The organism is Thalassobaculum litoreum DSM 18839 (genome assembly GCF_900102465.1).
Taxonomy (GTDB): domain Bacteria; phylum Pseudomonadota; class Alphaproteobacteria; order Thalassobaculales; family Thalassobaculaceae; genus Thalassobaculum; species Thalassobaculum litoreum.
The window spans coordinates 305,651-312,500 of the sequence record NZ_FNBW01000006.1 but is presented as its reverse complement, the minus strand read 5'-3'; the positions used below and the strand labels follow the sequence as shown (position 1 = coordinate 312,500).

Sequence of the window (6,850 nt, the reverse complement as noted above, 5' to 3'; positions counted from 1 at the left end):
CATGAAGGCGCGCACCGCGTCGGCCATGGACTCCACCGAGCGGAACCCGGCGACCTCGGCCTCCGACAGCATGGCCAGGGCCCGGTCCGCCTGGGGCAGCGGGGCGGCGGCGATGGGGGTGTCGTGACCGGCGCAATCGACGATCGGCTGCACCGCGCGTTCGGGTAGGAACTGGGCCGAGGAGCCGATGGCGGCGACAACGGCGGCGTAGTCGCCGCTGTCCAGCAGCCCGTCCAGCACGGTCTTCATCACCTCGTAGCGCGCACCGGCCAGGGTCACGTCGATCAACCGGGCCGGCTTCAGGGACAGGCCGACCGCCTGCTTCACATGGGCGCGCAGGGCATCGGAGGCGCCTTCCACCTCGATTCCCGCCGCTCCCAGACGGTCGACCGCCATGGCCCCGCCGCCGCCGGTCGTGGTGACCACCGCCACCGGCTTGGACCGCCGGGCGGCATCGGGCCGCCGCCCCTTCAGCAGGGCCGGCAGTTCCAGCAGGGCCTCGAACTGATCCACGCGCAGGATGCCGAGGTCGCGGAAGAAGGCATCGGCCGCCTTGTCGGAGCCGACCAGGGCGCCGGTATGGGACACCGCCAGGGCCTGGGCCTCGGGCGAGCGGCCGAGCTTGTAGACCACGATCGGCTTGCCGGCGGCATCGGCCGCGCGGGCGAAGGCGGCGATCCGCTCCGGCCGGCGCACCGTCTCCAGGAACAGGATGAAGGCGTCCACCCCGTCGAGACCGACCGCGGCCTCGCCGATGGCGCCCACGTCCAAGTCGGCCTCGTTGCCGACCGACACAAGGGAGTGGAAGCCGATGCCGCGGGCGGCGCCGCGCGACACCAGGGTGCCGATCAGCGAGCCGGACTGGGACAGGGCCATCAGCCGGCCGGGCACCAGGCTCTCGGCCTCCCAGGCGGCGTTGGTGGTGAACGGCACGGCGTCGGCGACGTTGGCGGCACCCATGCTGTTGGGTCCGAGCAGCCGCATGCCGCCGGCATGGGCCTTCTCCACCAGCCGGCGCTGGGCCTCGGCCCCGTCCTCGCCGGCCTCGGCGAAGCCGTCGGCCAGCACGGTGGCGACCTTCACGCCCAGCCGGGCGGCCTCCACCACCTGCTCCTCGACCCGCTCGGCAGCGGTGACGATATAGACATGCTCCGGCACGCCCGGCAGGTCGGCCAGGCTGGGCCAGGCCTTCTCCCCCAATACCGTCTCGCGCATCGGGTTGATCGGCCACACCGTCCCTTTGAAGCCGTGCCTGCGCAGGAAGCGCAGCGGCCGGGCGCTGTCCTTCTTCGGATCGTCCGACGCGCCGACCACGGCAACCGTGGACGGCCGGACTAGGGCGTCGATCCAGCCCCCGTTCGAACTGCTCATGGCCTTCAAGCCTTCGGCTTCGGGGGACGCTGGGAGAAACGGCGGCCGAACACGCCCTCGGCGATGCGGTTCTTCATCATCTCCAGGCTGCCGCCGGCGATCTGCCAACCGCGGGCCCGGCGCCAGCAGTATTCGACCAGACTCTCCTCGGTGTAGCCGAGCCCGCCGAGGATCTGCATCGCCTCGTTGGCCGCCAGGAAGCCGGCCTCGTTGCAGAGATATTTGACCAGCGCGGTCTCGTAGGCGCTCGGCAGACCCTTCTCGGCCTTGCCGGCGACCCGGTAGAGCATGAGCTGGGCCGCCTCCATGCGCAGGGCTGCTTCCGCGAACTTCCACTGCAGGCCCTGGAAATCGGCGAGCGGCCGACCGAACTGATGGCGCGTCTCGGCATGCTCGCGGGCGATCTCGAAGGCGTGGCGTCCGAAGGCCAGCGCGCGGGCCGAGTTGCCCAGGCGCTCGATGTTGAACGCGGCGATCTGCTTCTTGAAGCCGCCCTCGCGCAGCAGGACGTTCTCCGGGCCGACATAGACGTCCTCGAAATACAGCTGGCACCAGTCGTCGCCGCCTACATAGCGGCTGGGCCGGCCGAGGGTGAAGCCTTCGGTGCCGCGCTCGATCAGGACCGAGCCGATGCCGTCGACCCCCGGGCCGTAACGGACATAGACCAGGAACAGGTTGGAATCCGGGCTGTGCGACGAGAAAACCTTGGTGCCGTTGATGCGGAAGCCGTCGCCGTCCGGGGTGGCGGTGGTCTTCAGATCGGTGACGGCGGAGCCGGCCTCGGGCTCGCTCATGCCGACTGAGATGGTCGCCTCGCCGCCGATCAGTGGGGCGAGGTAGCGTTCCTTCTGATCGGCGGTGGCGTATTCCACGAAGGTGCGGATCGGCCCGAAATTGCCGGCCTGGATGACGTCGGCGGAGCGCGGGCAGACGGCGGAGACCGTCTCGATGGCGACGATGGCGTCCATGAGCGACCCGCCCATGCCGCCGTCCTCCTCCTTGAAGGTGATGCCCAGCAGCCCCTGCTCCGCCATCAGCTTGGCGACGTCGAAGGGGAATTCCGAGCGATGGGCACGGGCCAGGCGGTCGGCGGCGAGATGGCGCTCGGCAAAGCCGCGCACGGCATCGCGGAACTGCAGCTGCTCCTCGGTGAGAAGGTCGTCATAGAGGGCGGACATTCGGGTCTCCGGTGGGTCGGGTGGTCGCGCTTCTTTTACATTCTGTGTCTTCCCGGCCTTGAGCCGGGACCGAGGATCGGGGCACCTGGAACGATAGGGTCGACGGTCCGGCGGCCCCATCCCTGGGTCCCGGGTCAAGCCCGGGAAGACGGGCTGCTTGGTTGGTGCGGCCTACCCCCTATTCCGCCGCGTGCGGCAGGGCGGAATCCCGGAGCAGGTCGCCGACCGGTCCGGCGCGGCGCAGGTCGCGCAGCCGGGCCAGCAGATCGCCCGCCGCCGCCGCGCCCAGCACCGGGTCGGTCAGCTCGTGGAACTTGGCATCCAGCTCGGCATCGGTCAGCGGGTTGTCCGGGTCGCCCTTGCGGGTCGGTGCGAAATGCTCGAAGCGCGCGCCGTCGGCGGTGACGATCGCAACCCGGGCGGACCGGGCGCCCGGAAACGCCGCCTCGCAGCCGGGATCGACGGTATGCACCACCTTGGCGGCCAGCGCCCGGATCGCCGGATCGGCCAGGGCATCCGGGTCGAACGCCGCGCGCCGCACCGAGCCGCGCACCAGTATCGCCGCCACGCAATAGGGCAGGCTGAACTTCGCCTCGAACGCGGTGACCGGCTCGGCATTGCCGCAGATCTCCAGCGACTTGGCGTAGGAGCCGGCCTCGATGCTGGCGATCCGGTCGATCGTCAGGCCGTTGGCGGATGCGATCTGCGCCGCCGCATCGACCGCCGCATGCACATGGCCGCAGGCGGCGTGGTTCTTGAAGGTGACGCGGGTGATGGTCCAGTCGACACCCAGGCTTTCGATGGCCGCCGCCCAGTCCACATCCGGCCCGCTCATCGCCGCGCCGAAGCCGCGCGGCCCTTCCAGCGCGTCCAGGGCACCGGTCACCCCGGCCTTGGCCAGACGGGCGGCGAGCACGCCGGCCTCGGCCGCACGGCCGGAATGCAGCGGCTTGCTCATGGCATCGGCCCGGAACGCCTGCTGCAGGCCGGCGGCCATGGTCGCGGCCGTGCCCAACGCATGGGCGGTCTGGGCCGCGTCCAGGTCAAGGATCACCGAGGCGGCGGCGGCCGCGCCGAAGCAGCCGACGGTCGCCGTGGTGTGCCAGTAGTCGTAGTGGCGCGGGTTCACCGCCTTGGCGATGCGGTTCGATACCTCGTAGCCGGCGACCACGCCGGCGAGCAGCCGCGGCCCGTCCGCCCCGGCGAGTTCGGCCGCGGCCAGGGCGGCGGAGATCGTCGGCGTGCCCGGGTGGTAAAGTCCCTCGCGGAAGATGTCGTCGAACTCCACCGTGTGCGAGGCGGTGCCGTTGATCAGCGCCGCCGTCTGCGCGGTGGCCCGCTGTCCGCCGGGGACCAGCGAGGCGTTGCCGGCCCCGACCTGGTCCGCCAGCGCCTCGGCCACCAGGGTCGCCGGCGCCATCACCCCGCCCGGCACGCAGGCGGCGAACCAGTCGACGATGGCCCGTTCCGCGTGGTGACGGACCTCGTCGGAGAGCGGCGCCGTGCGCAGGCCGGCGGCGAACCGGGCATAGGTCTCGATAACCGTCGTCATGTCACCCTCCCTCAGGCGCCGAGCTTGTCGGCCAGCTCTTCCATGCTGTTCGTGATGTAATCCCAGTCGCTCTCGGCCTCGTTGTCCTTGTGCTGGTTCGGGCCGTATTCGGTGGGCCGCAGGATGAAGGCGGTCTTGAAGCCGAGGTCGCGGGCCGCCTGCAGATCGCTGTTATGGGCCGCCGTCATGAGGATCTGCGACGGGTCGAGGCCGAGCCAGTCGGCGCCGGTCAGATACACCACGGGCTCCGGCTTGTAGTTCCGGGCCGGCTCGGAGCCGAGGATCGTGTCCCAGGGCAGCCCGGCGAACTTCGCCATGTTCACCATCAGCGAGACGTTGCCGTTCGACATGGTGGCCAGGATGAACTTCTTCTTCAGCCGGGTCAGCCCCGGAACGCTGTCGGGCCAGGGATGCAGCCGGTGCCAGACCTTGTTCAGGTGCTCCAGCTCGTCGTCGCCGAGGCTCACCTCATATTCCTGCAGGACGGTGCGCAGGCTCTCCCGATGCAGGTCGTCGAGGCGGCGATAGGGCGCTTCTCCCCGACGCACCGGCCGCATGGAAGGCGCGTAGAGGGATCGCCACCGCATGGCGAACTCCACGCCGTCCAATGTCCAGCCCTTCTTCGCCGCCAGCGCATCGACTTCCGCCGCCACACTGGTCCGCCAGTCCACCACCGTACCGAAGACATCGAAAACCAGCGCCTTGACCACTTGGTCGGCCATTACTTCCTCCTCGGTCGCGCGCCCGGTTGTTTGCAGATTTCAGGTCAATTTCTGGGGGCATCACTTGACCCCCGGCGCGGGTCATGAAACTGTATACAAGCGTCATAAGACGCGGCAACCGGTGGACTTAATCACACCGGAAAAGAAAGCAGGGACGGGAGGAACATCGCGGACGTGTGCCGCATCCCGACCGACATGCAAGTGGGACAGTGACGACGGCGCCTCTGCGCCGGGCGAACGTGTCCCTGTAACAAGCCGTTCCTGACCCCTCTTCGGGTCAGGTGCACTGTCACGTTTGGGAAGGAGACGACCCTATGAAGTCACGTCTGACCCGGTTTGCGGCCTCGGTCGCGCTCGGCTCGGCCCTCGTGGTCGGAGCGGGCTCGATGCCGGCGTCCGCCCAGGAGCAAGGTGGCGAGCTGCGCCTTGTCGTGGGAAGCGACATCCCGTCCTATGACGGCCACATCGAATCCACTTTCGGCATGATCCACCCGATCCGGCCGTTCTACAGCCTGCTGATCCGGGTCAATCCGGACAATCCGTCGTCGCCGACCGACTTCGTCTGCGATCTGTGCGTCGGCGAAGTGCCGAAGCCGACCAATGACGGCAAGACCTACACCTTCAAGATTCGCAAGGGCGTGACGTTCCAGGACGGCCAGGAACTCACCTCCGCCGACATCAAGGCCACCTTCGACAAGCTCGCCTTCCCGCCGGACGGCATCGCGTCGAACCGCAAGGCCTACTTCGCGATGATCGACTCCGTCGAGGCCCCGGATCCGGAGACCGTTGTCTTCAATCTGAAGTTCCCGTCGGGCACGTTCATCCCGTCCATCGCCATGCCGTTCAACTTCATCTACTCGAAGAATGACCTGGATGAGCGCGGCTACACGTGGCACCAGACCAACGTGAATGGCACCGGCCCGTTCCACTTCGTGGAGCACGTCCAGGGCAGCCACGTGACGGGCAAGAAGAACCCGAACTACTACCACGAGGGTAAGCCTTATCTCGACGGCTACACCTCGCTGATCGCGCCGAAGATGTCGGTCCGCCTGCAGGCCATCCGCGGCGGCCAGGCCGATATCGAGTTCCGCGGCTTCCCGCCGAAGGCGCGTGACGACCTGAAGGAAGCCCTCGGCGACCAGATCGAGGTCCAGGAGAGCGACTGGAACTGCGTGCTGATCGTGACGCCGAACCACGAGGCGAAGCCGTTCGACGATCCGCGCGTGCGCCAGGCCCTGTCCCTGTCCATCGACCGGCACCAGGGTTCCGAGTACCTCTCCAAGATCGCGATCGTGAAGACGGTCGGCGGCATCGGTTTCCCGGGCCACCCGATCTCCTCTTCGCCGGAGTATCTTGAGAAGAACATCATCGGCTACAGCAAGGATATCGAGGCCAGCCGCGAGAAGGCGAAGGCGCTCCTGAAGGAGGCCGGCCACGAGAACCTGAAGTTCACCCTGCACAACCGCGGTGTGGACCAGCCGTACAAGGTCGTGGGCACCTGGCTGATCGACCAGTGGCGCCGGATCGGCCTGGATGTGGAACAGTGGGTGCAGCCGTCCACGCCGTTCTACGCGACCCTGCGCACGCAGAAGAACTTCGAGGTCTCCCTCGACTTCAACTGCCAGGCCGTCGTGAACCCGATCGCCGACATCTCGAAGTTCCTGCCGTCCTCCGGCGCGAACTACTCGTACTTCGAGGATGCGGAGCTCGAGAGCATCTATGCGGAGCTTCTGGCGACCGGCGACGAAGGCAAGCAGCGCGAGCTGTTCGCCCAGTTCGAGAAGCGGGTCCTGAACGACCTGGCGTCGCAGTTCATCACCCTGTGGTGGTACAAGATCAATCCGTACCGCTCCTATGTGAAGGGCTGGAAGATCGCGCCGAGCCACTATCTGAACCAGTCGCTCGAGAACATCTGGATCGACTCGGCCGAGCGTAAGAAGCAGCTCGGCGGCTAACGCTCCCGACACGCTCATCCGCCGCCCCGGGACTTCGGTTCCGGGGCGGTTCTTTGCCCCCATCATGAAAAG

General features: G+C 68.1%; 5 protein-coding genes (1 of these 5 only partly in view). 1 reads left to right on the top strand and 4 read right to left on the bottom strand.

Annotated features, from left to right (window positions below; genetic code table 11):
• From BLS34_RS11930 to BLS34_RS11915, 4 genes are all read right to left on the bottom strand, one after another.
• Positions 1-1,371 carry the 5' portion of an acetate--CoA ligase family protein gene (locus BLS34_RS11930; protein WP_093150550.1) on the bottom strand. The gene continues 708 nt to the left of window position 1, outside the view, so the window shows 1,371 of its 2,079 coding nt (coding positions 1-1,371); its start codon is at positions 1,369-1,371; its stop codon lies beyond the left edge, outside the window.
• A 5-nt stretch (positions 1,372-1,376) separates the two neighbouring features.
• Positions 1,377-2,549 carry an acyl-CoA dehydrogenase family protein gene (locus BLS34_RS11925; protein ID WP_028796369.1) on the bottom strand — a complete coding sequence of 391 codons (1,173 nt, stop codon included), beginning with the start codon at positions 2,547-2,549 and terminating at the stop codon, positions 1,377-1,379.
• A gap of 178 nt (positions 2,550-2,727) precedes the next feature.
• Complete coding sequence (locus BLS34_RS11920) at positions 2,728-4,101, bottom strand: MmgE/PrpD family protein (RefSeq protein ID WP_093150488.1); 1,374 nt, start codon at positions 4,099-4,101, stop codon at positions 2,728-2,730.
• Between the two features lie 11 nt (positions 4,102-4,112).
• Positions 4,113-4,823, bottom strand: a complete 711-nt coding sequence (locus BLS34_RS11915) for a haloacid dehalogenase type II (protein ID WP_028796368.1) — start codon at positions 4,821-4,823, stop codon at positions 4,113-4,115.
• Positions 4,824-5,137: 314 nt separating this feature from the next.
• Between BLS34_RS11915 and BLS34_RS11910 the strand changes: the two genes are divergently transcribed.
• On the top strand, positions 5,138-6,778 hold the full coding sequence (locus BLS34_RS11910) for an ABC transporter substrate-binding protein (RefSeq protein WP_028796367.1): 1,641 nt from the start codon (positions 5,138-5,140) through the stop codon (positions 6,776-6,778).
• Positions 6,779-6,850: the final 72 nt, after the last annotated feature.

Bases quoted from the DNA above. Each gene is read 5' to 3' on its own strand.
- BLS34_RS11920 (WP_093150488.1), bottom strand. From the start codon at position 4,101: ATGACGACGGTTATCGAGACCTATGCCCGGTTCGCCGCCGGCCTGCGC.
- BLS34_RS11910 (WP_028796367.1), top strand. From the start codon at position 5,138: ATGAAGTCACGTCTGACCCGGTTTGCGGCCTCGGTCGCGCTCGGCTCG.
- BLS34_RS11915 (WP_028796368.1), bottom strand. From the start codon at position 4,823: ATGGCCGACCAAGTGGTCAAGGCGCTGGTTTTCGATGTCTTCGGTACG.
- BLS34_RS11925 (WP_028796369.1), bottom strand. From the start codon at position 2,549: ATGTCCGCCCTCTATGACGACCTTCTCACCGAGGAGCAGCTGCAGTTC.